The following is a 227-nucleotide window of genomic DNA, read 5'->3' as shown; positions in this document are numbered from 1 at the left end:
TTGATACATAATAGGTAATTGTCTTCTAAATTAAACGATGGCATTGGGTTGACTTGCAGGGTTAACTCTGCGGTAGCGTAACAGTCTGAGCTATCAACCATTGTTCCTGTACCATCATCTACCATAGTATTATTGTCTACTCGTACATAAATAATTTGTGGGTTGGTGACATTGGTATAGGGTATTGGTAATGGGTTAATGCCTGCATCTGCATCGGCTTGTGTTAA

The 227-nt window shown here is 39.2% G+C and carries 1 protein-coding gene; it reads right to left on the bottom strand.

Going from position 1 to position 227, the window contains the following annotated elements; translation table 11 throughout:
- A partial coding sequence (locus tag ACVC08_RS03485) for a hypothetical protein (protein WP_452601004.1) occupies positions 1 to 227 on the bottom strand: 227 nt, incomplete at both ends.

The organism is Pontimicrobium sp. MEBiC06410, from assembly GCF_053601615.1.
This window is presented reverse-complemented; position numbering and strand designations above follow the sequence as displayed.